This is a genomic window from Commensalibacter papalotli (ex Servin-Garciduenas et al. 2014) (genome assembly GCF_000527695.1).
Classification (GTDB): Bacteria; Pseudomonadota; Alphaproteobacteria; order Acetobacterales; family Acetobacteraceae; genus Commensalibacter; species Commensalibacter papalotli.
This window is the reverse complement of sequence record NZ_ATSX01000001.1, coordinates 633,962-658,385: the sequence shown is the minus strand read 5'-3', so window position 1 is coordinate 658,385 and position 24,424 is coordinate 633,962. Positions and strand designations below refer to the sequence as shown.

The following is a 24,424-nucleotide window of genomic DNA, read 5'->3' as shown; positions in this document are numbered from 1 at the left end:
ATTAATCAATCCTGAACTAAGGGATATAGAGCATAAAAAAGAATCCCATTATAATGGGATTCTATTAAAAAGTTAAAGACGTAATAAATGAATCTCTACCAAAGGTTTCTTTTTTAATCGACGTCCTAAAATACGGCGTAGGATAACTTTGGCACTTTCGGTTAATTCATCGTCATTTAAACGGATTTTTTGAGGTAAACGTTCTATAGCCTCCCCAAATTCATCAATAACATCATCGAATTCTTCGTCATATTGATCAAATAACCCTGGGGCACTGATATTAGGGTCACTCAACAACTCACCATTCATATTCACAGCGAAACTGGCAACGACAACGCCATTATATAACATCCGTCGCCTTGCAGTAAGAACATCCCCACCTATAGATAACAAACGGCTGCCATCAATAACCAAACGTCCATAAGGTGCACCACCTATAATTTTTGGTTTCCCTGGCCCTAAACGTAAAATGTCACCATCTTCTAATAAAATCGGCTCGGCACCATATTCTTTGGCAACATTAGCCTGTCCATTCAGATGAATCCACTCCCCATGCACAGGTATTCCATAAGTAGGCTTTACCAGCTTATAGAGTTCACATACTTCTTCATAACAAGCATGCCCAGAAGCATGAACAAAATGATCGCGTGACGTAATCACTTTGGCACCACGACGTGCAAGATTATCTTGAACACGCATAATAGCCAGCTCGTTTCCTGGAATAGTACGGCTACTATAAATAACGGTATCTCCAGATCCAAAAGCAATATGTTGATGTACATCAAAAGAAATACGCGTTAACGCAGAACGTTCCTCACCTTGACTGCCTGTAACAATAAAAATGACATGATCAAGATCAACATCATTCATATTTTGTTCAGTAAAAAATGGAGGAATATCAGCAAGATATCCATTTTCTCTGGCAGCAACCTCAAGGTTTTTTAAAGAACGACCAATAATTACAACAGGGCGATTTGCTTTTTTAGCAGCATAAGCAATACTTTCGACACGAGAAACATTACTTGCAAAACAAGTAACAGCTACCCTGCCCTTAATACTGCCGATTAAATCAATCAAACTACGTCGAACTTGAGCCTCTGATTCTGGAGCACGTTTTACAATAACATTGGTACTGTCACATACCATTGCTAAAACACCCTCACGCCCTAATTCAGCGAATTTTTCTAAATTAGTAACGTTTCCAATCACAGGTTCAGGATCAAGTTTCCAATCCCCCGTATGTAACACATTACCATAAGGGGTACGAATAAAAACACTTTGTGCTTCTGGAATAGAATGCGTAACAGGAATAAATTCCAAATCAAATTCACCAATATTAAAACGATCTTCCATTTTAATAAGACGAATTGTCACATCTTCCAACATTCCTGCTTCACGTAATTTACGCCTTAAAATCGACGCTGCAAATTTGGTTGCATAAACAGGGCACTCCAGATCTGGCCACAGATATGCAACAGCACCAATATGATCTTCATGAGCATGCGTAATTACCAATGCCAACAAATCATCTTTTTGACGTGCGATAAATTCTGGATCTGGAACCATAATATCTGCTTCTGGCATGTCATTACCAGTAAAGCCAATTCCACAATCAATGGCCAACCATTTACCGTTTAAACGATAAAGGTTAAAATTCATACCAATCTCACCCGTTCCACCTAATGGAAGAAAAGCAAAATCGTTTACTTGTTCATTCATATCTATCCTTTATAATTCTATATTTATATTTTGTTTCCTGATGAATTCTTATCTGCAAGGATTCTTAACCCTTCCAATGTTAATTCCGAATTAATTTCTTTAAAAACAGGGGTTCCTTCAGCAAGTAACGGTGCCAAGCCCCCTGTACCAACAACTGTAATTTCAGATACTAAAAATTCTTTTTTGATACGCTCTATAATGCCTTCAATGAGCCCAATATATCCCCAGTAAATACCAGACCTCATCGCACCAATCGTTTCTTTTCCTATCACAGATTGAGGTCTACCTATACCAATTCTGGGCAATCTTGCCGCTGCACTATGAAGTGCCTCCAAAGACAGGGTTAATCCTGGTGAGATAACCCCTCCACAATAATTTCCATCTTGATCTACAACATCAAACGTTGTTGCTGTTCCCAAATCCACAACAACCAACGGACCACCATATAATTGATGTGCAGCCAATCCATTTAATAAACGATCAACACCAACTTCTTTGGGGTTATCTGTTCTGATTTCAAACCCCCAATCTAAAGACGAAGATGCCACAATAGGATCAACCAAAAACCATTTCCGACATAATAAAAGCAATTGATACAAAACAGGTGGAACAACGGTTCCGATAATTGCACGAGTAATTTTATCTGCAGGAATGTTATGTTTTGACATTAAAAAGAATAATGTAGCTGCATATTCATCCGACGTTCGATTAGCCATTGTCGCAAAACGCCACGTTCCTAACCATTTATTTCCATCATGAACTGCAAATACAATATTTGTATTACCAACATCAATCACCAAAAGCAATTTTACTTATCCCTACTTTGACCCAAACAAAGCAACTCACCAGCTGAAAAACTTTCAATGGCAGTTTGAGTTTGTAATAACAAAAAACCTCTATTATCTATTCCTTTATATTTACCCTTATAAGAATTATTTCCTTGATTGACAATTAATGATGTGTCCAAAGGCAAACTTCTTTGTAACCAGGATTCTCGAATAAAAGCTTGTTTTCCCTTTATTAAACATATAATCCAATAAGTTAAATACTCTCTTACTTTCTCAGAAACTTCGGTTGCTTGAGGAAGATCTTTATTAAAAAAATCCTTTAAACAACCAAGCTCTTTACCTTCAATCACAGGTGCTGAATGAATATTCAATCCAAATCCAAACACTAACCATTCCAAAATATCGGGATATTGGACATAACTTTCAATGAGTATACCCGCTATTTTTTTATTTTGGTAAACTAAATCATTAGGCCATTTAATATATAAGTCAGCAGAAGAACCACATAACTCGTCCACTGCATCGTATAAAGCCAAAGATGCTATAAAAGGCACCCAACTCACTTGTTCAATAGAAAATGAAGGCCAATATAAAAAAGATAATGCCAAATTTCCAGTCGGCTCAACCCATCCACGTCCACGACTTCCTCTAGGAGCCGTCTGGAAATCTGTCAACACAGCCAAATTGAGTTTTTTTCTCAATTTGGCTTGTTCGATACAATAATCATTTGTTGAAGGCAAAGTATGATAATGTTCTACCTGCCAGATAATGCTACTATCCACCTTACCCTACAACATCAATGAAATAAAGACCGCGCTGCAATTTGTCCCATTTCTAACATTGGTGACAAAAAGAGTAAAAATATTACTGTTATGGTACCCATACTAAATGAAATAAAAGATAAAGACAAAGAACGTTTGTCCAAAGGCTCGGCAGCTTTATCAAAAAACATGATTTTTATAATTCTTAAATAGAAAAAAGCACCCACAGCACTAGCTAACAGACCAATAATAGTTAAAACATATAGATCTGCAGCTAAAGCAGCTTTAAACACTAAGAATTTACCAAAAAAACCAGCTAATGGTGGCACACCAGCCATACTAAACATAAATATAGCCATTGCTGTTGCTATACCTGGATCTGTCTTACCTAAACCTGCTAAATCATTAATATTTTCAACAATATGTCCCCTGCGAGACATCGCAGCAATCACAGCAAATGTACCAATATTCATAAATAAATATGTTGTTAAATAAATTAATGTTCCCATCACACCATCGGGTGTTGCCGCAGCCAACCCAACCAAAGCATATCCCATATGTGAAATAGAAGAATATGCCATCATCCGTTTAATGTTCGTTTGAGCAATTGCTCCAACACTACCAATAATAATAGATAAAACAGCAATCACTTCAATTAATAATTGCCATTGTGGAGATAATGCTCCAAAAGGACCTACCATTAAACGTAAGAATAATGCAAAAGCGGCGAATTTTGGTGCTGTTGACAAAAATGTTGTCACAGGTGTTGGTGCACCTTGATAAACATCAGGTGTCCACATGTGGAATGGAACGGCTGAAATCTTAAAACACAATCCAACCAATACAAAAACTAAACCAATAGCAAACCCAGCTGATAAAGCATGATCTGAAGCAATAATATGGTGAATATTTTCATATCCCATGCCACCAGAAAAACCATAAATCATGGAAATTCCATATAGCAAAATTCCAGAAGCAACAGATCCTAGAATAAAATATTTAATTCCAGATTCAGCTGAAAATACACTTTGGCGATCAATGGCACATAAAATATATAAAGCCAAAGATGATAACTCAAGCCCCATATACAATGTCATCAAATTATTAGATGACACCATAATCATTGCACCCACTGTTGAGAAAACAATTAGGGCAATAAATTCAAAACAATTAGTATTATTTTTTCCATTAAAATCAATAGATAAAATAATACATAAAAAGCCTGATATAATAATTAAAAGCTTCATATAGCGAGAGAATTCATCATTGATAAATAATCCATGATATCCCAAGCCATTTTGAACAGTTAATGTTAAGAAACCAACTGCAACAAAAGCAGCAATCGAAAGGATCGCACAAGGGAAGAAAGCATTTCCTTTCTTCTCAAATGAACCCCATAAAAGAATAATAAGACCGCTGATTGATAAAACAATCTCTGGAATAGCAAGTGTCCAATTCATCGGATTAATCCTGACTTTCTAATATCAATGATAGATCAGGAAAGTGGCAAGTACCACCACCAACCCAATTGCCATGGTAAAAGCATACAAAGCAAAAGACCCATTTTGTGTCCAAGATACAGTTTTTGCTGAACGATTGGTAATTCGTGCAATAGAAACAGGCATCCCCTGAACAATCTCTTCATCACCCACTTTCCATAAAACCTTTGATAATGCGAGATAAGGACGAACAAAAATAAAATCATATAACTTGTCGAAATACCATGCATTTAATAGGAATTGATATACCCCTTTTAATCCAGATGCCGCAGCAACAGGGATTTTCGGAACTGCAATATAACAAACAAATGCAACAATAATACCCAACACACCCAAAACCAAAGGCGTTTTTGCAATTAAGTAAGGTGTATGATGCATTAAACTCATAATTTGATTAGAAGGCGCATTGAAAATAGCCCCCCCCCAGAATGCGACTTGATGCACACCAATATAATATGGTGCGAGCACAATCCCACCAATAGTCGCCCCAGTTGCTAACACACACATCGGTAATGTCATTACTAAGGAAGATTCATGCGCATGATCATAAATTTTTTGATCTCTTGGTTTGCCATGAAATACCAAAAATAATAAACGCCAGCTGTAAAATGCTGTTAAAAATGCTGTAATCGCTGTCATAATCCAAGCATAATGACCAACACTACCACCAAACATCCATGCGGCTTCTAATATCGCATCTTTAGACCAATAACCTGCAAAAGGGAAAATCCCACCAAGTGCTAAACACCCAATCCACATTAATAAACAAGTAGCTGGTAACTTTTTATACAAACCACCCATTTTAAACATATCTTGTTCATCATGAAGAGCATGAATAACAGAACCTGCACCAAGGAATAATAAAGCTTTAAAAAATGCATGCGTTGTTAAATGAAACAAAGCTACTTGATAAGCACCAACACCAACCGCAACAAACATATATCCCAATTGAGAACAAGTTGAATATGCAATTGATTTTTTGATATCAGGCTGAGCTAAGGCAACAGTCCCGGCAAAGAATGCTGTAGTTGCGCCTATGATTACAATAAACATTTTAACATGTGGCGCAAATTCTACCAATGGAGACATACGTGCCATTAAGAAAATACCCGCCGTAACCATTGTAGCAGCATGAATTAATGCTGATACAGGGGTTGGTCCTTCCATAGCATCGGGTAACCATACATGCAAGAACAATTGAGCTGACTTACCCATTGCCCCAATGAATAATAAAAGTGCAATAAATTCATAAGCTTGAAAGCTATATCCATATAAATGATATTGAGTTTGCGCTAGCTCTGGGATTTTATGAAAAATATCATCATAAAACACAGAACCAGAAAGGATGAACAATACACAAATCCCGACGAGGAAAAATAAATCTGCAATACGATTAACTACAAATGCCTTAATAGCAGCAGCAACGGCTGATGGGCGTGTATACCAATATCCAATTAATAAGTAACTGGATAAACCCACAGCTTCCCAACCAAAGAATAATTCAATTAAATTATCTGAGGTTATCAGCATTAACATACTAAATGTAAACAAGGATAAATACGCAAAGAACCGATAAGTCGGCATTGAATCATGAGCCATATACCCAATGCTGTAAATATGCACTAACAACGATACGCTTGTAACCATTGTCAACATTGATACAGACAACATATCCATTCTTAGATACCAGGTAGCGTTAAAATTACCTGCGTGGATCCAATCAATTAATGGAACCGTTACGCCTCCAGCGTTGGAATTCAACAAGTGCCCTAAAACACACCATGAGCAAGCAACGGCGATAATCATTCCTAAAATAGAAATAAATTTAGCAAAGTTGTCGCCAATTACCCGTCCCAGTAAACCTGCTATTAAAAATCCACCCAAAGGTGCAAATACAGCTATGGCAAATAACGATGATGCTATTGGTGTCATTTTCCCATTATCCCTTCATCATCGTCGTATCTTGAACTTCTACAGAGTGACGGTTTCTATAATAAACCATCACAATCGCAAGCCCAATTGCAGATTCCGCAGCAGCAACCGTTAAGGTAAACATCACCATGACTTGGCCTGTAAGATTTCCAAAAGCCGAAGAAAAAGTAATCAAATTCAGATTTGCAGAAAGCAACATCATTTCAATCGACATTAAAATAACAATTAAATTTTTTCTGCTTGCAAAAATACCAAACAAACCAATCGCAAATAAAAGTGCACTTACAATCATATAAGGAGCAACCCCCACTGTATTCAAAATATTCATTTTGATTGCTCCTTCATTTGTTGTCTTTTTTCAGTAATATCCATCTTATCTCCAGGCTTTGGACCAAATGAGTCTTCTTGGGAAACCCCAAAATAAGTTTCTTTTGGCCTTAAAAAACCACCCAACTCATCAACCCCTTTATTGAGTTCAATCGAACGCATTTCCAGACTTTGATGTGGTTCACGCATATGCTGACGAGCAACGACTTGACGGCGATTATTTGGACGTTTACGCAACGTTAAAACAATAGCACCAATCATAGCCACCAATAGTACCAAACCACAAATTTGGAACAATAAAATATAATCGGTATAGATTAAAGCCCCTAAAGCTTGGGTATTGGACATATTTTGTAGCAAAGGCTGTTGAGAAGCTTGTGCGATTTGTGGATCAATATGCCAGTTTATTGCAACAATGATTAATTCAACCACCAAAACTGCAGCAATACAAAAACCCACAGGCATATAGCTTTGCATACCCTCTTTAAGCTGAACTAAATTAGTTTGCATAGTCATGACAATAAAAAGGAATAAAATCATAACCGCACCAGAATAGATCGCAATCAACAAGATCGCGAGAAATTCTGCCCCAGCAAGCAAAAATAATCCAGACGCATTACAAAATACTAAAACCAAAAACAAAGCAGCATGAACAGAATTACGAGAACATACAACCATGACGGCTGATAAAAGCAGAATTGTTGCAAAAATATAAAAAAGAATAATTGGCATCATGACCTTATTCCTTTTTGTAAGGGCATAAAGCCTATTTGTAAGAAAAACATTTTACTCATCATTGTTATTATTTCCCGCCTACCGATAAGGGGCATCCTGTTCCAACCTAAGTGCTAATACACTTTCCCATTGATCGCCATTCGATAATAATTTTTGTTTATTATACATCAGCTCTTCTCTGGTTTCAGTTGCAAACTCATAATTTGGCCCTTGAACAATAGCATCCACAGGACAAGCTTCCTGACATAAACCACAATAAATACATTTGGTCATATCAATATCATAACGCGTTGTTCTTCTTGAGCCATCGCTTCTGGCTTCGGCTTCAATGGTAATTGCTTCCGCAGGACATGTTGCTTCACATAACTTACAAGCAATACATCTTTCTTCACCATTTGCATAACGACGCAAAGCATGCTCTCCACGAAAACGAGGAGATAATGGGCTTTTTTCATAAGGATAATTTATCGTTGCTTTTGGTTTAAAAAAGTAACGTAGCGTAATTCCCAAACCTGCCAATAACTCTGACAATAAAAAGGATCGCGCGGTTCTATCTATAAAACCCATTTTAAACTGCCCCTCCGTAAATACCAATGCCTGTAGCCATCATAAACCCTGCCGTTAACACAACCCATGCCAGTGTAAATGGTAAGAATACTTTCCAACCTAAACGCATTAACTGATCATAACGGTATCTTGGGAAAGCACTTCGGACCCAGATAAAACAGAACAAGCAAATCAAAATTTTAATAATTAACCAAAATGGGCCTGGGATCCATGTAAATGGCATACAATCAAATGGAGGCAACCACCCACCCAAGAATAAAATACTAATAATGGCTGACATTAAAATCATATTTCCATATTCAGCCAAGAAAAACAAACCAAAAGCCATGGATGAATATTCTGCAAAGAACCCTGCAACCAATTCACTTTCACCAACGGCAAAATCGAATGGCGGACGATTTGTTTCTGCTAAACAAGAAATAAAGAAAATAATAAACATGGGGAACATAGGTAAAAAGAACCATATATGGCGTTGCGCCAATACAATATCATTCAAATTACCACTACCAACCAACAGTAAGATTGATGCAATAACCAATCCCATTGCCAACTCATATGAAATCATCTGAGCCGCAGCACGCATCGCCCCTAATAATGCATATTTGGAGTTAGAACCCCAACCTGCCAACAATGTTGCATAGATACTAATTGATGATATAGCCAATAAATACAAAATACCAATATTTAAATTCGCAACAGCCCAACCATCATTTGTAGGAATAACCGCCCATGCCAACATAGATAGGGAAAAACCAAGGATTGGAGCTATAAAGAAAAGAACACGATTTGCCTTGGTCGGAATAATGGTTTCCTTGAAAATCATTTTCACAGCATCGGCAAAAGGTTGCAACAATCCAAAAGGTCCAACGACGTTTGGCCCTTTACGTAACATGATTGCAGCCAGAACTTTACGTTCTATCCATGTAAGGTAAGCAACCCCCATTAATAGAGGTACTAAAACAGCAAGAACTTTTAAAACAATCAGAATAATCGATCCAACCATCGTATGAAAAAAGAAATGTTCCACGTCGACTACTCCGCCGCTTCTGCCGAAACTGCATAGCGCAACTTCGAACATTCATTCATTGTCAAACTTGCCCGACTGATAGAATTAGTTAAGAAGTAATCTGAAATAACAGCTCTAAGAACTTGTTTTTCAAAGTTTCCTTGAGCATTATCGCCAAGATTAACATCAACAACATTCTGTACAAGTCGCAATTGAGCAAAGACAGGATTAATTTCTGCCATATACGCTCTAAGGCTATCTATATTATGATAAGGCAAGTCAACAGCTAATAATTGAGCAACAGCATAAATAGCTGCCCATTCTTCTTTTGCTTCACCAGGAGGGCAAATCGCTGCAAAACTACGTTGCACGCGCCCTTCTGTATTCACATAAGTCCCTGATTTTTCGGTATAAGCCGCACCAGGTAAAATCACATCAGCTCTAGATGCTGCTTTTTCTCCATGGTGTCCTTGATATATAACAAAAGTTTCAGCTGGTAATGCAGAAAGATTAACTTCATCCGCGCCCAACATCCACAATACATCAACTCCACCATTTACCATTGCTTTGATATCTTTAGCTTGCCCTTGAGGCACGAAACCAAGATCCAAACCAGCAACGCGAGCAGCAGAATGATGTAAAATATTAAATCCATTCCACTCTTCAGTCACTGCTCCGACTGTTTTAGCCAAAGCCATTGTTTGTTCAAATATAATTTTTGCATCAGGACGCGTTATCGCACCATGCCCTAAAATAATCATTGGGCGTTTTGCATTTTTTAATATTTCAGAAAACGGATGTTTGCCTGCAATCAATTCAGCAATCAGTTCAGGAGTTTCCCCTAATTGATCAACTTTATAAGTAGGATCATCTGGAAGCTCTCCAATATACCCAATCGGGAATTGTTCGGTCAAAGACAACCAACGTTTCCGAATACGAGAATTCAATACAGGAGCTTCTTGCCTTGGGAAAGAACCGATTACCAATAATGCATCAGCATCATCAATCCCTGCAATAGAAGTGTTAAACACATAATGCCCGCGTTGCGAAATATCGTAATAGGCATTGTCTTGACGACAATCGACATTTGAGGAGCCCAATGCATTCATAAGATGCTTTAATGCCAACATACTTTCTGCATCACACAAATCCCCCGCAATGGCACCCATACGATCTGATGAAACTGTTTTTAATTTATCAGCAACATGTTGCAATGTTTCTGTCCACGACGCCTCGACAAGTTTACCGTTCTTCTTTATCCACGGACGATCTAAACGACGACGTTTTAATCCGTCCAACGAAAAGCGACCTTTATCAGCAAGCCATTCCTCATTCACATCATCATTCTTACGAGGGAGTATCCGCATCACTTCGTTGCCACGTACTTGCAACAAGATATTAGTACCAACAGCATCTGTTACATCAATTGAATCTGTGTTTTTTAATTCCCAAGAACGGAAATGAAAAGCTGTTGGTTTCGAAGTCAACGCACCAACTGGACAAACATCAATTAAATTACCAGAAAGCTCTGATTTAATCCCTTGTTCTATAAACGGCGTAATTTCAAGACTAGTGCCTCGGTAAATACCCCCAAGCTCAGCAGTGCCAGCAATCTCATTGGTAAAACGAATACAACGCGTACACTGAATGCAACGCGTCATTACTGTTCGAACCAAGGGTCCCATATATTTATCAACAACGGCACGTTTTTCGTCAGTAAAGCGTGAACAGTCACGACCATATCCAACAGCCTGATCTTGCAAATCACACTCACCACCTTGGTCACAAATAGGACAATCTAAAGGGTGATTAATCAATAATAATTCCATTGTACTACGACGCGCAGCACGAATAGTTTCAGAATCAGTCGTAACTTGCATTCCCTCCATAACTGGTTGAGAGCAAGATGAAACCAAAGGTTTACGAGAACCTGTAATTTCAACCATACACATTCTGCAATTACCAGCTACAGAAAGCTTGTCATGATAACAAAAACGGGGGATTTCCTTACCAGCAGCCTCGCATGCTTGCAATACAGAAGCATTATTGGGAACCTCTATAGGAATACCATCTACAATTACTTTTGTCATATTCTTACCTATTAGCCCCCTATTGGTGCATCAACAGACACCTGAATTTGTGATACTCCACCATGGGCTTTTTTATAATCTATGATTCGTTGCTCCATAACAGGACGGAAGTTACGAATAAGTGCTTGAACCGGCCAAGCAACTGACATACCCATCGCACAAATTGTTGTATTTTCAATGTTTTTGGTTACGTCCATCAACATATCAATTTCAGAAATTTCTGCACGACCTTCAACCATACGGTTCATCACTTTTAAAACCCAGTTTGACCCTTCACGACATGGCGTGCATTGACCACAGCTTTCGTGTTTATAAAACTTGGATAGCAAAGTAACAGCGCGAATAATATCAGTTGATTTATCCATAACCACAATACCAGCAGTACCTAAACCCGAGCCTACATCACGCATACCATCGAAATCCATAATAACGGTTTCACAGGTTTCTTTGTTCAACATCGGCATTGATGTTCCGCCTGGAATAACAGCAAGCAAATTATCCCATCCACCACGAACGCCACCACCATGCGTTTCAATAATTTCTTTTAAAGGCAATCCAAGTGCCTCTTCAAACACGCAAGGTGTATTAATATGACCTGAAATAGCCATCAATTTAGGGCCTGTGTTGTTCTTGCGGCCAATTCCCGCAAACCATGCAGAACCACGACGCATAATCGTTGGTGTTACAGAAATGCTTTCTACATTATTAATTGTAGAAGGACAACCATAAAGACCTTTTCCTGCTGGAAATGGCGGCTTTAGACGAGGCTGACCTTTTTTTCCTTCAAGACTCTCAAGCTGAGCCGTCTCTTCACCGCAAATATAGGCACCAGCACCACGATGAATATAAAAATCAAAATCCCAACCACTGCCACAAGCGTTCTTACCAATCAATCCTGCTTCATAAGCTTCATCAATTGCAACTTGTAATCTGTTGGCCTCATTATAATACTCACCACGAATATATATATAAGCAGTATGCGCACCAATTGCAAAAGATGCCAATAATGCACCTTCTACAATTTTATGAGGTTCATGGCGCATAACTTCGCGATCTTTACAAGTGCCTGGCTCTGATTCATCCCCATTAATCACTAAATAATGTGGTAATGGACCTTCTTTTTTAGGCATAAAAGACCATTTTAAACCTGTAGAGAACCCTGCTCCTCCACGACCACGCAATCCAGAATCAATAATCGTTTTAATAATCGCATCACGACCCAAGGCTAAAATATCTTTGGTATTATCCCAATCCCCACGCCTACGGGCGCCAGCCAATTTCCAATCATCATGGCCATGTAAATTTAGATAAATACGATCTTTATCACTTAACATCTTCGGCCCCTGTATTTTGTGTAATTTTCTTGCCCACAGGTGCAGAATTTAAACGATCTATCATTGGACCATGCGCAGGTTTTTCGCCTTTGCGCAATAACTCAATTAACTCAATCGTGCTTTCTGCGGTCATATCTTCATAATAATCATGATCGACTTGTAAAATTGGTGCATTCGCACACGCTCCAAGACACTCTACTTCAGAAAGCGTAAACATACCATCTTCACTGGTTTGTCCGAACTCTTTAATACCCGTAACCTTTTTACAAGCCGCTACAATATCCTCAGAGCCACGCAGCCAACATGGCGTCGTAGAGCAAACTTGCAAATGATACTGACCAATTGGTTCCAAATTGAACATGGTATAAAAAGTTGCGATTTCAAATACACGAACGGGAGCGATCTCTAACCGTTTAGCAACAACAACCATAGCAACCTTTGGCACCCATGCGCTCTTGGTCACCCGTTTCATTTGATTTTGAACTATATATAATAACGGAATCACTGCACTTGCTTTTCGTGCAGCAGGATATTTTGCTAAGATTTTTTCAATTTGCTGTTCACTTTCTTGATCAAAAGCAAATTCAGCAGGTTGTTTATTCATCGATTTCTCTGACATCACGCCCTATCTATCCACTTCACCGAAAACCAAATCCATAGAACCAATAATTGCAACCATATCAGCCAACATGTGACGATGTGACAATTCATCTAGCGCTTGCAAATGTGCAAAACCTGTTGGACGTATTTTGCAACGATATGGCTTAGTCCCACCATCAGCGACTAAGTAAACACCAAACTCGCCTTTTGGACTTTCAACAGCTGTATAAGTTGTTCCAGCAGGAACATGAAATCCACCACTGTAAAGCTTAAAATGGTTAATTAAAGATTCCATAGAATGCTTCATATCTTTACGTTTAGGCGGTGAAATTTTTTCACTTTCAACCTTAATCGCACCAGGTTTCATTTTATTCAAACACTGTTCGATGATCTTTGCACTTTCTCGCATTTCAATCACTCTGATTAAATAACGATCATAACAATCACCTTGACGTGTTACTGGCACCTGAAAATCAACTTTATCATAATTATCATAAGGTTGAGAACGACGCAAATCCCAAGGAACACCAGAGGCACGTAAACAAGGCCCCGTAAATCCCCAAGAAAGCGCATCCTCTGTCGTGCATACTCCAATACCAACCGTTCTTTGTTTCCAAATACGGTTATTGGTCAGCAACCCTTCGATATCATCAACAATTTTTGGAAAATCTTTGACCCAATTACCAATTTTCTCTTCCATTCCAACTGGCATATCTTTTGCCACACCACCATGACGGAAATAATTAGCATGAAAACGTGCCCCTGACACACCTTCATAAAATTCCATCATCTTTTCACGCTCTTCATAAGCCCATAATGCAGGGGTCATCGCTCCGCAATCCAACCCCATGGCCGTAACGTTCAGTAAATGGTTTAAAATACGAGTAATTTCAGCAAATAAAACCCGTATCCACTTTGCCCTATCTGGCACATCTACACGCAATAATTTTTCTGTTGCCAGAACATAAGCATGCTCTTCACACATAGGAGATGCATAATCCAAGCGATCAAAATAGGGCAAACCCTTATGATAGGCTTTATGCTCTAATAATTTTTCAGTACCTCGATGTAACAACCCAATATGCGGGGTTGCACGTTTTATAACCTCACCTTCTAATTCCATTACAACACGTAACACACCATGTGCTGATGGATGTTGAGGGCCAAAATTTAAGGTATGGGAATCACCAGACAAAACTTGAGAAATATTTTGTTTTACTTTCTCATCTAGTCCTTGCGCTTTATTCGTTGATTCTTTTTTAATTACTTCACTCATCAAATATCCTTTTGCCGATCACTTACAATATATTAATTACAAAGAATACGGCTTAATATTTTGACGCTTCACATGAACTTTTTCGTCACCTGGCAAGGTAGTAAGCCCCTCCCAAGGAGAATCAAAGTCAAAATCTCTCATATCTTGAGTAAGCTTCACAGGTTCATAAACCACTTTATTTTGATCCGCATCATAACGCACTTCAACATACCCTGTTACAGGAAAATCTTTACGTAAAGGATGCCCATCAAAACCATAATCAGTTAAAATACGTCGTAAATCGGGCTGACCAGAGAATAAAATGCCAAACATATCATAACATTCACGTTCCCACCAATCTGCACATTTCCATAAACTACGAACAGAAGGTACTGGGGTTTGCTCATCAATATGAGCAATAACGCGAATGCGCTGATTTAAAGAAACAGACAGTAAATTATAGACAATATCAAAACGTTTTGCTCGCTGAGGATAATCAGCACCACAAACATCCATTAATTGCTCATAACAGCATAAATGATGCGTTTTTAATAAATTTAACAAATCAAAAAGATGATCTAACTCTACAACAACAACCAGTTCATCTTGTTCGAAATCTGTTTTAATAACACCTTTAACAGAAGTACACAGCATAAACCCCACAGCTTGTAAACGTGGTAAATTTATGAAACTTTTTGTGTATGTATCAATATGATCAACCACGAATAATTGTCCCCGTCCGTTTAATTTTCTTCTTGAGCAACATAATACCGTAAATCAAGGCTTCGGCTGTTGGTGGGCACCCTGGAACGTAAACATCAACAGGAATAATACGATCACATCCCCTAACGACAGAGTATGAATAGTGATAATATCCCCCACCATTCGCACAAGATCCCATGGATATTACCCAACGAGGTTCAGACATTTGATCATATAAACGACGCAAAGCAGGAGCCATTTTGTTAGTAACAGTTCCTGCAACCAACATAACGTCTGCCTGACGAGGAGATCCCATCGGAACAACCCCCATACGATCCAAATCATATCTGGGCATATAAGCATGAATCATTTCAACAGCACAACAAGCCAAACCAAAAGTCATTGGCCAAAGACTGCCCGTTCTGCCCCAGTTAATTAATTGATCCAGCTTTGCAACAACAAACCCTTTGTCTGTAATTGCCCCAGTAATGCCTTTTATAACAGCATCCTGCTCTGACCCTGGCGGCAGAGCATCCTGATTCCAATATACTTTTTCAAGACCAGAGTTTTCTGTAGTATTCTGATTCATCACAATCTCATTTTACAGATATAAATCTGCTTTATAATTACGCACTTTATTCTTCGTTAGCCTAATCCCACTCTAATGCGCCTTTGCACCATTCGTATATAAATCCGACGGTCAAAACAACAAGAAAAGCGAGCATTGAAAAGAAACCAAACATTCCAATTTTGGAAAGCGTTAAAGCCCATGGAAATAAAAACACCATTTCCAAATCGAAAATTGTGAATAATATTCCCACAAGATAATAACGCACATCAAACATTTGGCGTGCATCTTCGAATGCTGGAAATCCACACTCATATGGTGAGTTCTTTTCAGCATAGGGCTTTTGTTTTGCACAGAATAGTGCCGCCCCTAACATAGCGCATGCTATAATTAATGAAATAATTCCAAAAATCAGCACTGGTAAATAATTACCTAAAATAGCCTGCATGAGATAACTCTTTAGCTTCTATAACAATTAAAATCATCAATAAAAATTGAATATTGTAAGTCTTATAACAGAGAACTAAATAAAATTATACTGTTAATGTGCTTTTTTTATATACGAGCATATCGAAAATTTAATTTAATTTAATCATTAAGTATAGAATATTGATATTGAAATAATTCTTAGAACTTAGAAATTAAATGTATTTCTATACTAATATTTAAAACATCAACCTTTTCCATTAAAATAAAAAGTGCAAATAAACTATTATTTACGAAACCTTTTCATCGATAACAAGCAGTCAAAGAATATTGTGTTTCATTAGGTATCAATTCAGAGAAAATATCTATAAAAGTTTATTTAACTAATCCTAATCCTTAAGTCGTTAAAACATCATATTCATCTATATAAGAATCTACTTTCATAACAAAATATATAAGGCATTTCACATGATATTTTATTACATATATTGATTTAGATTTTAAAGAGAAAAAGAATTTACAGTTTCATCATAAAAAATTATATAATTTTCAAGCGATAACTTTATAAATAGTTGTTATATCAATGTGTGATTATAGCAGATATTTTGGATTATAATACCATAATTTATGTGGCGCGAGTGACGGGGCTCGAACCCGCGACCTTCGGCGTGACAGGCCGACGCTCTAACCAGACTGAGCTACACCCGCGCAGGGTATTATTGTCTTTACAGACAAGTCATATTTTTAAAGTAAATTAATCTACTTTAAAACTGGTTTATGGTGGGCGATGACAGGCTCGAACTGCCGACCCTCTCGGTGTAAACGAGATGCTCTACCAACTGAGCTAATCGCCCTTTTATTTTTCAAGAAAAATAATAAACTATATTGTGGCGCGAGTGACGGGGCTCGAACCCGCGACCTTCGGCGTGACAGGCCGACGCTCTAACCAGACTGAGCTACACCCGCGCAGGGTATTATTGTCTTTACAGACAAGTCATATTTTTAAAGTAAATTAATCTACTTTAAAACTGGTTTATGGTGGGCGATGACAGGCTCGAACTGCCGACCCTCTCGGTGTAAACGAGATGCTCTACCAACTGAGCTAATCGCCCTTTTCTACTGGAAACTTACCGTTTCTAACAGAACAACGACTTCTTAGCATTGAAGTCGTTGTATGTCTAGTTATTTTTTCAATAACTATAAAACTATTTACTAACAGCTTCTTTTAATAATTTTCCAGGTTTGAAACGAACAGAAATAGATGCTGGAATATCAATCTCTTCGCCTGTACGAGGATTACGACCTTTTGCTGCTTTACGAGTTGCAGTTACAAAGCTACCAAAACCAACAAGACGCACTTCTTGTTTTTTAGCAAGTGTTCCTTCGATGGTGCTCAACACTGCATCGACAACTTCAGCAGATTTTGCTTTTGATAGATCAACTTTTTCTGCAACAGCTGCAACGAGTTCTTGTTTATTAAGCGGCTTTTCCATTTATTTTATCTTTCCACTATAGTGAGGATACAAAAAACTATATCTTAATTGGACTGTATCAATAATCCATAATCAGACTATTGAAGCACTTTGCAAGAACGTCAACCATTCTCTATACTTCAATAGCCATTTTCTTACATTTATTACCGGTTAGGTTGCAAGATCAGCACATTTTAATGCGTTAAAGGTGCTTCTTGAGAAGATGTATCAGTAACTTTAACCGATTCCGCATCATCATCCCATTCAAGTGATTCGTATGGGCGAATCAACGCTTGGCCAATCACTTCATCAGCACTTGATACTGGAATAATACTTAAATTGCTTTTCACAACCTCAGGAACGTCGACTAGGTCTTTTTCATTTTCTTTAGGAATAAAGACTGTTTTAATCCCTGCACGTAGTGCTGCTAGTAATTTTTCCTTTAATCCTCCAATAGGAAGAACACGACCGCGCAAGGTAATTTCACCTGTCATCGCTACATCTCTTCGAATTGGAATACCTGTCATTGCACTGACAATGCTAGTTGCCATCGCAACCCCGGCTGAAGGGCCGTCTTTTGGTGTTGCACCTTCGGGAACATGCACATGAATATCTTTTTTCTCGAATAATGCAGATTTAATCCCAAACTGCCCTGCACGACTCTTGACGTATGAGAGTGCTGCTGCAACGCTTTCTTGCATCACATCTCCCAGTTTACCTGTATGTTTGATATGACCCTTTCCTGGGACGGTTACACTTTCAATATGTAAAATGTCACCCCCAACCTCAGTCCATGCCAAACCTGTCACAATGCCGATAAGATCTTCACTTTCGCTTTCGCCATAGCGGAATCGCTTTACACCCGCATAGTCATCTAGATTATCAAGGGTTACAGCAACATGATCACATTCACCTATGACAATTTTTCGCACGATTTTACGAGCAATTTTAGCAATTTCACGCTCTAGATTACGCACTCCAGCTTCTCGCGTATAAGTACGGACTAATTCATGCAATACATCATCTGAAATTGACCATTCACTAGGCTTAAGATTATGAGCAGCGCCTTGCTTTTTAACCAAATGGCGGCGAGCAATTTGAACTTTTTCATCCTCTGTATACCCAGAAAGGCGAATAATTTCCATACGATCCAATAAAGGTTGAGGCATATTGTAACTATTAGCTGTTGTTATAAACATAACATCAGACAAATCGTAATCCACCTCAAGATAATGATCAGCAAAGGTAGAATTTTGTTCTGGATCTAAAACTTCTAATAACGCAGAAGTTGGATCACCACGCCAATCAGATCCAAGCTTATCAATTTCATCAAGCAAAAATAAAGGATTCGAAGTTCCAGCCTTTTTCATTCCTTGAACGATTTTACCAGGCATAGCACCGATATAAGTCCTACGGTGACCTCTGATCTCTGCTTCATCACGCACACCACCCAACGCCATACGAACATATTCACGTCCTGTCGCCTTGGCAATTGAGCGCGCCAAAGAGGTTTTACCTACACCAGGAGGACCAACCAGACACAAAATTGGACCTTTTAACTTGGAAGAGCGAACTTGTACAGCAAGGTATTCCAAGATTCGTTCTTTGACTTTCTCTAATCCATAATGGTCTTGATCTAGTGTTTTTTCCGCAAGCTTAAGATCTTTAGAAATCTTGGAGCGTTTTTTCCAAGGGATTCCAATAATCCAATCTAAATAATTTCGTACAACTGTTGCCTCTGCTGACATTGGGCTCATTGCACGTAATTTTTTTAAATCAGATAAAGCTTTATCTTTAGCTTCTTTACTCAAACGAGTCTTTTTAATCTTTTCTTCTAACTCGGATAATTCGTCTTTATCCTCATCTCCATCATTAAGTTCTTTTTGAATCGCTTTAAGTTGCTCATTCAAATAATACTCGCGCTGGGTTTTCTCCATCTGTTTTTTAACGCGATTTCGAATACGTTTTTCGACTTGTAAAACACCCAACTCAGCTTCTAAATGCTCAAGCAACTTTTCTAAGCGTTCATCAATAGGTATCAACTCTAAAATAGATTGTTTATCTGCAACCTTCAGGTTCAGATGGCTTGTAATGGTATCAACAAGCTTAAACGGATTATCTATTTGATTAACCGCTACTAAGACTTCAGGTGCAATTGCCTTATTTAATTTAACATATTGTTCAAACAGCGTGATGACTGTGCGTTGTAAAGCATCAATTTCTTTATTCGTTTCATCGACAACTTCTTCGACAACTTCAATATCAGCCTCAAAAAAAGATTCACGATCAAAGAGCTGTTTAACTTTCGCTCTTTGAAATCCTTCTACTAAAACTTTAACTGTCCCATCAGGAAGCTTTAAAATCTGAAGAATCGATGCGACAGTCCCAAAATGATAAACATCACTTTCAGTAGGGTCTTCTAAAGAAGCATCCTTTTGAGAAATCAGTAAAATTTTATTTTGCTGACTTCCAACCTTTTCCAATGCTTTTACAGATTTTTCACGTCCAACGAACAAAGGTACAATCATATGAGGAAAAACAACAATATCGCGCAAAGGTAATACTGCAATTAAATCCGATTTCTCATCGTGTGTCTCAGTGATCTCCGCCTCAGTATCATTAATCAAGACGTTTTCTTTTTCTTTTGTCATAAACTATGACCTCCTTATATGGACGATCTCATCAAACAAAGCGCCCAAAATTGGCACACTTTATTATCAAACTATTATTTCTATTATAAATTAATAATAACTCTTTATTCTTTTTATTATTTATTGAACGATAGAAATCTCACTTATTTAAATATAAACATGATCACAGCAAAATACAACGATATCCCTGCGAAACTCATTTCGATAAATTATCATTATAATCAAATAATAAAAAAGGATCTATCGAAATAGATCCTTTTCATCTTGTCAAAATTTATACAAAGATCAAGCTGTTTTTCCAGCTTTCTTTTCTTTTTCATAAACATAAACAGGTTCTGCTTCGCGGTTAATAACCTCTTTACTGATTAAAACCTCACTCACGTCATTTAAGTCTGGCAGCTCAAACATCGTTGAAAGCAAAACAGTTTCCAATATAGAGCGCAATCCGCGAGCTCCTGTCCGACGCTCAATAGCTTTATTAGCAATTTGTTCAACAGCTTCATCAGAAAATGTAAGTTTTACATCTTCCATTTCGAATAACTTTTGATATTGCTTAACCAAAGCATTCTTTGGTTCCTTTAGAATTTGTACTAAAGCTTCTTGATCAAGATCGTCCAATGTTGCAATAACAGGTAAACGCCCAATAAATTCGGGAATTAAACCAAATTTCATCAAATCCTCTGATTCAAGCTGACGAAATAAAGCCCCTATTTTGTGATCATCTGCTGTTTGAACATCAGCACCAAATCCAATACCATAACCGACACTTCTTGCACTAATAATTTTATCAAGCCCAGCAAAAGCACCACCACAGATAAAGAGCATGTTTGTCGTGTCAACTTGCAAAAATTCTTGTTGAGGATGTTTACGACCACCCTGAGGTGGAACAGATGCAACGGTCCCTTCCATAATTTTTAACAAAGCCTGCTGAACACCCTCACCACTGACGTCTCTGGTAATAGAAGGGTTATCCGATTTTCGTGAAATTTTATCAATTTCATCAATATAGATAATACCACGCTGTGCACGTTCAACATTATAATCTGCGGATTGCAACAGTTTTAAAATAATATTTTCAACATCCTCACCTACATAACCAGCTTCAGTCAATGTAGTTGCATCAGCCATTGTAAACGGAACATCCAAAATTCTGGCTAGCGTTTGAGCTAATAACGTTTTACCTGTTCCAGTCGGACCAATTAATAAAATATTAGATTTTGCAATCTCAACTTCACCGGCCTTATCTGCTTGATTTAAACGCTTATAATGGTTGTGAACTGCGACGGACAAAACCTTCTTTGCATCTTGTTGTCCAACAACATAATCATCTAGGATTTTACAGATCTCTTTAGGTGTAGGTAAACTTCCCTGATCCTTTGTAATCTGAGCCTTACTTTCCTCACGCACGATATCCATGCATAATTCAACACATTCATCACAAATAAATACCGTTGGTCCAGCAATTAGTTTACGAACTTCATGTTGAGACTTTCCACAAAAAGAGCAATAAAGTGCGTTTTTGGAATCGTTATTCTTATCAGTCATCTTTACTCCTACCCTTTAATGGTTGAGATAAGCCAACCCCCATTAAAGAGAACAACCTAACTAGAGGGGAAAAATATTATTTGTCTTGAGACAAATCATTGTCTCGCTTGGTTACAACTTGATCAATAATTCCAAAATCTTTTGCTTCTTCTGCAGACATATAGCTGTCTCTTTCAAGGCGCTGTTCAATCTCTTCTAATGTTCTACCTGTATGCAGATTATAAATTTCATTCAATCTTTTACGTACAGCCAAGATTTCTTTTGCTTGAATTTCTATATCGCTTGCCTGTCCTTGCGCACCGCCAGAAGGTTGGTGAACCATAACTCTGGCATTAGGAAGTGCAAAACGCTGCCCTTTTTCACCACCACATAGCAATAATGATCCCATAGACGCTGCTTGACCAATACATACAGTACTAACAGGGCAACGGATATATTGCATTGTATCGTAGATAGCTAAACCTGCAGAAACCACACCACCTGGGCTATTGATATAAAAAGAAATTTCTTTTTTAGGATTGACGCTTTCCAAATATAACAGCTGGGCTGAAATCAAAGAAGCAACTTGATCATACACAGCCCCCGTTAAAAAAATAATTCTTTCTTTTAATAAACGTGAATAAATATCAAACGCGCGTTCCCCTCTGGAAGTTTGCTCAACAACCATTGGTACAAGTGCATTATCATAAATTTCCAGCGGTTGAGAATCCCTCATCAATTTTTTTCCTAAAATTATACTGGTACTTTATTTATCTATGTGTACTTTATACATATAGATAATCAAAATAGATACTTAATTCAACCCATATTTAAAAGCAAAAAAAATGAATGCCCAGACAAGCGCCCAGACATTCATTTCTATAAATTAATAAAAAAAATTAAACCTTAGAAGCGGGCATTTCTGCAAGTTCTTCTGCGTTTACTTCTTTATCTTCAATATTTGCAAGCTCTAAAATATAATCAATAACTTTATTTTCATATATCGGACCACGTAAAGAATCTATTGCTTGAGGATTCTTTTGAAAGAACTCAATTACTTCTTTTTCTTTACCAGGATAACGCATAGCTTCGCTACGCATTGCTTGTGTTAATTCTTCTTCTGTTACTGCAATTGAGTTCAAACGACCAACTTCAACTAACAAAAGCCCCAAACGAACACGACGTTCAGCAATTTTACGATAATCAGCTTTAAGTGTTTCTTCGTCTTTAGCTTTATCTTCTTCATCAAGACGATCTGCTTTACGATCTTCTTCAATACGTTGCCAAATTTGATCAAATTCTGCGTCTAATAAACCAGCAGGGATTTCAAAAGAAACCTTTTCAGCCAATACATCTAAAATGTCACGCTTTAATCTCATCTGAGACATTTGATCATATTCAGATGTAATTTGTTTACCAACAAGACTTTTAAGATTTTCTAGACTTTCTAGGCCAACCTTTTTAGCAAATTCATCATTAATTTCAGGAGTTACTGCTTCCTTTAAGCCTTTTGCTTTGATGTCAAAAGTTGCCTCTTTTCCAGCAAGTTGAGCTGCTTGATAGTTTTCTGGAAAAGTTACGGTAATTTGCTTTTCTTCACCAGGTGTTAATCCTTCGATTTGCTCTGCAAATCCTGGAATAAACCCACTTCCACCAATCTCAACATTAACGTCTTCAGCTGTGCCACCTTCAAATGCAACACCATCAACCTTACCAACGAAATCAACAACTAAAATATCACCCTTAACAGCTGGGCGTTTTTCTTCGATATCTTTAAAATCGCGTTGACGCTCAGCAATTGATTCTAATGCTTTATTCAAAGCTTCATCATCAGGTTTTGCTTTTAAACGGGTTAGGTTAATCCCTTTAAAATCTGGCACTTCAAAATCAGGAATTAATTCTACTTCAAAAGTAAATTCCAGATCGTCACCTTCTTTGTAACCATCTTTTAAAGTAATCTGTGGTTGAGCGGCTGCACGCAAACCTCTTTCTTCAAGAGTTGACTGAATTGCGCCTGTAACAGCTTCATTGAGAACTTCGTTTTGAACATTCTCACCATAACGTTGCTTTACAACAGCCAAAGGAATTTTTCCAGGACGAAAGCCTGGAATATTCATTTGATGCCCCATTTCTTCAAGGCGCTTATTTCTTTTTTCGGCTAGTTGTTTTTCTTCAATTACGATTGTAAAGCCACGCTTGAGGCTTTCAGAAAGCGTTTCAGTAACCTGCATCAGCTAGGCCATCCTCTCGGTCAAAATGTAATTTACCCGAATTGGGTATCTATAAAATTGTAAACGGATTTTTTTTCACTCAAAAAAAAACAAGTTAGTAGAACTTGTTTTTTGGTGCGGATGGAGGGACTTGAACCCCCACGACTCACGCCACTAGATTCTAAGTCTAGCGTGTCTACCAATTTCACCACATCCGCACATCCGTGCTTTATGCTTGTTGTATTAACGCACTATTTG

21 protein-coding genes and 5 tRNA genes are annotated in these 24,424 nt (G+C 37.8%); all 26 read right to left on the bottom strand.

The genetic code is table 11. The features are described from left to right. Window positions 1–72: 72 nt before the first annotated feature. Window positions 73–1,719 (bottom strand): ribonuclease J, encoded by a 1,647-nt coding sequence (locus COMX_RS02950; protein WP_034336795.1) that lies wholly within the window; start codon window positions 1,717–1,719, stop codon window positions 73–75. Window positions 1,720–1,742: 23 nt separating this feature from the next. Continuing rightward, window positions 1,743–2,525, bottom strand: a complete 783-nt coding sequence (locus COMX_RS02945; RefSeq protein ID WP_034336792.1) for a type III pantothenate kinase — start codon at window positions 2,523–2,525, stop codon at window positions 1,743–1,745. A 2-nt stretch (window positions 2,526–2,527) separates the two neighbouring features. Continuing rightward, complete coding sequence (locus COMX_RS02940; protein WP_051461818.1) at window positions 2,528–3,289, bottom strand: biotin--[acetyl-CoA-carboxylase] ligase; 762 nt, start codon at window positions 3,287–3,289, stop codon at window positions 2,528–2,530. A 14-nt stretch (window positions 3,290–3,303) separates the two neighbouring features. Further along, complete coding sequence (gene nuoN, locus COMX_RS02935; protein ID WP_034336790.1) at window positions 3,304–4,728, bottom strand: NADH-quinone oxidoreductase subunit NuoN; 1,425 nt, start codon at window positions 4,726–4,728, stop codon at window positions 3,304–3,306. Window positions 4,729–4,752: 24 nt separating this feature from the next. Further along, window positions 4,753–6,699, bottom strand: a complete 1,947-nt coding sequence (gene nuoL, locus COMX_RS02930) for an NADH-quinone oxidoreductase subunit L (RefSeq protein WP_034336788.1) — start codon at window positions 6,697–6,699, stop codon at window positions 4,753–4,755. A 7-nt stretch (window positions 6,700–6,706) separates the two neighbouring features. Continuing rightward, a complete protein-coding gene (nuoK, locus tag COMX_RS02925; RefSeq protein WP_034336784.1) occupies window positions 6,707–7,027 on the bottom strand; it encodes an NADH-quinone oxidoreductase subunit NuoK in 321 nt (106 codons plus the stop codon). Further along, the gene (locus COMX_RS02920) at window positions 7,024–7,761 is read right to left on the bottom strand and encodes an NADH-quinone oxidoreductase subunit J (protein ID WP_034336782.1); all 738 of its coding nucleotides are present in this window, start codon (window positions 7,759–7,761) and stop codon (window positions 7,024–7,026) included. Before COMX_RS02920 ends, nuoK begins: the two co-directional genes overlap by 4 nt. Window positions 7,762–7,839: 78 nt before the next feature. Further along, window positions 7,840–8,328 carry an NADH-quinone oxidoreductase subunit NuoI gene (nuoI, locus tag COMX_RS02915; RefSeq protein WP_034336779.1) on the bottom strand — a complete coding sequence of 163 codons (489 nt, stop codon included), beginning with the start codon at window positions 8,326–8,328 and terminating at the stop codon, window positions 7,840–7,842. Window position 8,329: 1 nt separating this feature from the next. Further along, entirely contained in the window at window positions 8,330–9,355 is a 1,026-nt protein-coding gene (nuoH, locus tag COMX_RS02910) for an NADH-quinone oxidoreductase subunit NuoH (RefSeq protein WP_152534148.1), read from the bottom strand. Window positions 9,356–9,360: 5 nt separating this feature from the next. After that, window positions 9,361–11,424, bottom strand: coding sequence for an NADH-quinone oxidoreductase subunit NuoG (gene nuoG / locus COMX_RS02905; protein WP_034336776.1), 2,064 nt, complete (start codon window positions 11,422–11,424; stop codon window positions 9,361–9,363). A gap of 11 nt (window positions 11,425–11,435) precedes the next feature. Beyond that, window positions 11,436–12,758, bottom strand: a complete 1,323-nt coding sequence (gene nuoF / locus COMX_RS02900) for an NADH-quinone oxidoreductase subunit NuoF (protein ID WP_034336773.1) — start codon at window positions 12,756–12,758, stop codon at window positions 11,436–11,438. Continuing rightward, on the bottom strand, window positions 12,748–13,362 hold the full coding sequence (locus COMX_RS02895; RefSeq protein WP_034336771.1) for a complex I 24 kDa subunit family protein: 615 nt from the start codon (window positions 13,360–13,362) through the stop codon (window positions 12,748–12,750). Before COMX_RS02895 ends, nuoF begins: the two co-directional genes overlap by 11 nt. Before the next feature lie 21 nt (window positions 13,363–13,383). Continuing rightward, the gene (locus COMX_RS02890; protein WP_034336769.1) at window positions 13,384–14,634 is read right to left on the bottom strand and encodes an NADH-quinone oxidoreductase subunit D; all 1,251 of its coding nucleotides are present in this window, start codon (window positions 14,632–14,634) and stop codon (window positions 13,384–13,386) included. A gap of 36 nt (window positions 14,635–14,670) precedes the next feature. Further along, window positions 14,671–15,267 (bottom strand): NADH-quinone oxidoreductase subunit C, encoded by a 597-nt coding sequence (locus COMX_RS02885; RefSeq protein WP_051461970.1) that lies wholly within the window; start codon window positions 15,265–15,267, stop codon window positions 14,671–14,673. 61 nt (window positions 15,268–15,328) lie between these two features. Then, window positions 15,329–15,904 (bottom strand): NuoB/complex I 20 kDa subunit family protein, encoded by a 576-nt coding sequence (locus tag COMX_RS02880; RefSeq protein WP_034336766.1) that lies wholly within the window; start codon window positions 15,902–15,904, stop codon window positions 15,329–15,331. A 61-nt stretch (window positions 15,905–15,965) separates the two neighbouring features. Beyond that, window positions 15,966–16,331: an NADH-quinone oxidoreductase subunit A gene (gene ndhC, locus COMX_RS02875; protein ID WP_034336763.1), complete on the bottom strand. Its 366-nt coding sequence runs from the start codon at window positions 16,329–16,331 to the stop codon at window positions 15,966–15,968. 608 nt (window positions 16,332–16,939) lie between these two features. Further along, a tRNA-Asp gene (locus COMX_RS02870) sits at window positions 16,940–17,017 on the bottom strand. A gap of 70 nt (window positions 17,018–17,087) precedes the next feature. After that, window positions 17,088–17,163, bottom strand: a tRNA-Val gene (locus COMX_RS02865). 34 nt (window positions 17,164–17,197) lie between these two features. Next, window positions 17,198–17,275, bottom strand: a tRNA-Asp gene (locus COMX_RS02860). Window positions 17,276–17,345: 70 nt separating this feature from the next. Next, a tRNA-Val gene (locus COMX_RS02855) sits at window positions 17,346–17,421 on the bottom strand. A 93-nt stretch (window positions 17,422–17,514) separates the two neighbouring features. Further along, a complete protein-coding gene (locus COMX_RS02850; protein WP_034336761.1) occupies window positions 17,515–17,802 on the bottom strand; it encodes an HU family DNA-binding protein in 288 nt (95 codons plus the stop codon). A gap of 173 nt (window positions 17,803–17,975) precedes the next feature. Further along, complete coding sequence (gene lon / locus COMX_RS02845) at window positions 17,976–20,432, bottom strand: endopeptidase La (RefSeq protein WP_034336758.1); 2,457 nt, start codon at window positions 20,430–20,432, stop codon at window positions 17,976–17,978. A gap of 285 nt (window positions 20,433–20,717) precedes the next feature. Beyond that, on the bottom strand, window positions 20,718–21,977 hold the full coding sequence (clpX, locus tag COMX_RS02840; RefSeq protein ID WP_034336756.1) for an ATP-dependent Clp protease ATP-binding subunit ClpX: 1,260 nt from the start codon (window positions 21,975–21,977) through the stop codon (window positions 20,718–20,720). Window positions 21,978–22,053: 76 nt separating this feature from the next. After that, window positions 22,054–22,692, bottom strand: coding sequence for an ATP-dependent Clp endopeptidase proteolytic subunit ClpP (gene clpP, locus COMX_RS02835; RefSeq protein WP_034336753.1), 639 nt, complete (start codon window positions 22,690–22,692; stop codon window positions 22,054–22,056). Between the two features lie 163 nt (window positions 22,693–22,855). After that, window positions 22,856–24,187 (bottom strand): trigger factor, encoded by a 1,332-nt coding sequence (gene tig / locus COMX_RS02830; protein ID WP_034336751.1) that lies wholly within the window; start codon window positions 24,185–24,187, stop codon window positions 22,856–22,858. A 112-nt stretch (window positions 24,188–24,299) separates the two neighbouring features. Next, window positions 24,300–24,384 (bottom strand) — tRNA-Leu (locus COMX_RS02825). Between the last annotated feature and the right edge of the window lie 40 nt (window positions 24,385–24,424).

Excerpts from the sequence above, each read along its gene's own strand:
- COMX_RS02950 (WP_034336795.1), bottom strand. The coding sequence starts at position 1,719 with ATGAATGAACAAGTAAACGATTTTGCTTTTCTTCCATTAGGTGGAACG.
- nuoN (WP_034336790.1), bottom strand. The coding sequence starts at position 4,728 with ATGAATTGGACACTTGCTATTCCAGAGATTGTTTTATCAATCAGCGGT.
- nuoL (WP_034336788.1), bottom strand. The coding sequence starts at position 6,699 with ATGACACCAATAGCATCATCGTTATTTGCCATAGCTGTATTTGCACCT.
- nuoK (WP_034336784.1), bottom strand. The coding sequence starts at position 7,027 with ATGAATATTTTGAATACAGTGGGGGTTGCTCCTTATATGATTGTAAGT.
- COMX_RS02920 (WP_034336782.1), bottom strand. The coding sequence starts at position 7,761 with ATGATGCCAATTATTCTTTTTTATATTTTTGCAACAATTCTGCTTTTA.
- nuoI (WP_034336779.1), bottom strand. The coding sequence starts at position 8,328 with ATGGGTTTTATAGATAGAACCGCGCGATCCTTTTTATTGTCAGAGTTA.
- nuoG (WP_034336776.1), bottom strand. The coding sequence starts at position 11,424 with ATGACAAAAGTAATTGTAGATGGTATTCCTATAGAGGTTCCCAATAAT.
- nuoF (WP_034336773.1), bottom strand. The coding sequence starts at position 12,758 with ATGTTAAGTGATAAAGATCGTATTTATCTAAATTTACATGGCCATGAT.
- COMX_RS02895 (WP_034336771.1), bottom strand. The coding sequence starts at position 13,362 with ATGAATAAACAACCTGCTGAATTTGCTTTTGATCAAGAAAGTGAACAG.
- COMX_RS02890 (WP_034336769.1), bottom strand. The coding sequence starts at position 14,634 with ATGAGTGAAGTAATTAAAAAAGAATCAACGAATAAAGCGCAAGGACTA.
- COMX_RS02885 (WP_051461970.1), bottom strand. The coding sequence starts at position 15,267 with ATGCTGTGTACTTCTGTTAAAGGTGTTATTAAAACAGATTTCGAACAA.
- COMX_RS02880 (WP_034336766.1), bottom strand. The coding sequence starts at position 15,904 with ATGAATCAGAATACTACAGAAAACTCTGGTCTTGAAAAAGTATATTGG.
- ndhC (WP_034336763.1), bottom strand. The coding sequence starts at position 16,331 with ATGCAGGCTATTTTAGGTAATTATTTACCAGTGCTGATTTTTGGAATT.
- COMX_RS02850 (WP_034336761.1), bottom strand. The coding sequence starts at position 17,802 with ATGGAAAAGCCGCTTAATAAACAAGAACTCGTTGCAGCTGTTGCAGAA.
- lon (WP_034336758.1), bottom strand. The coding sequence starts at position 20,432 with ATGACAAAAGAAAAAGAAAACGTCTTGATTAATGATACTGAGGCGGAG.
- clpX (WP_034336756.1), bottom strand. The coding sequence starts at position 21,977 with ATGACTGATAAGAATAACGATTCCAAAAACGCACTTTATTGCTCTTTT.
- clpP (WP_034336753.1), bottom strand. The coding sequence starts at position 22,692 with ATGAGGGATTCTCAACCGCTGGAAATTTATGATAATGCACTTGTACCA.
- tig (WP_034336751.1), bottom strand. The coding sequence starts at position 24,187 with ATGCAGGTTACTGAAACGCTTTCTGAAAGCCTCAAGCGTGGCTTTACA.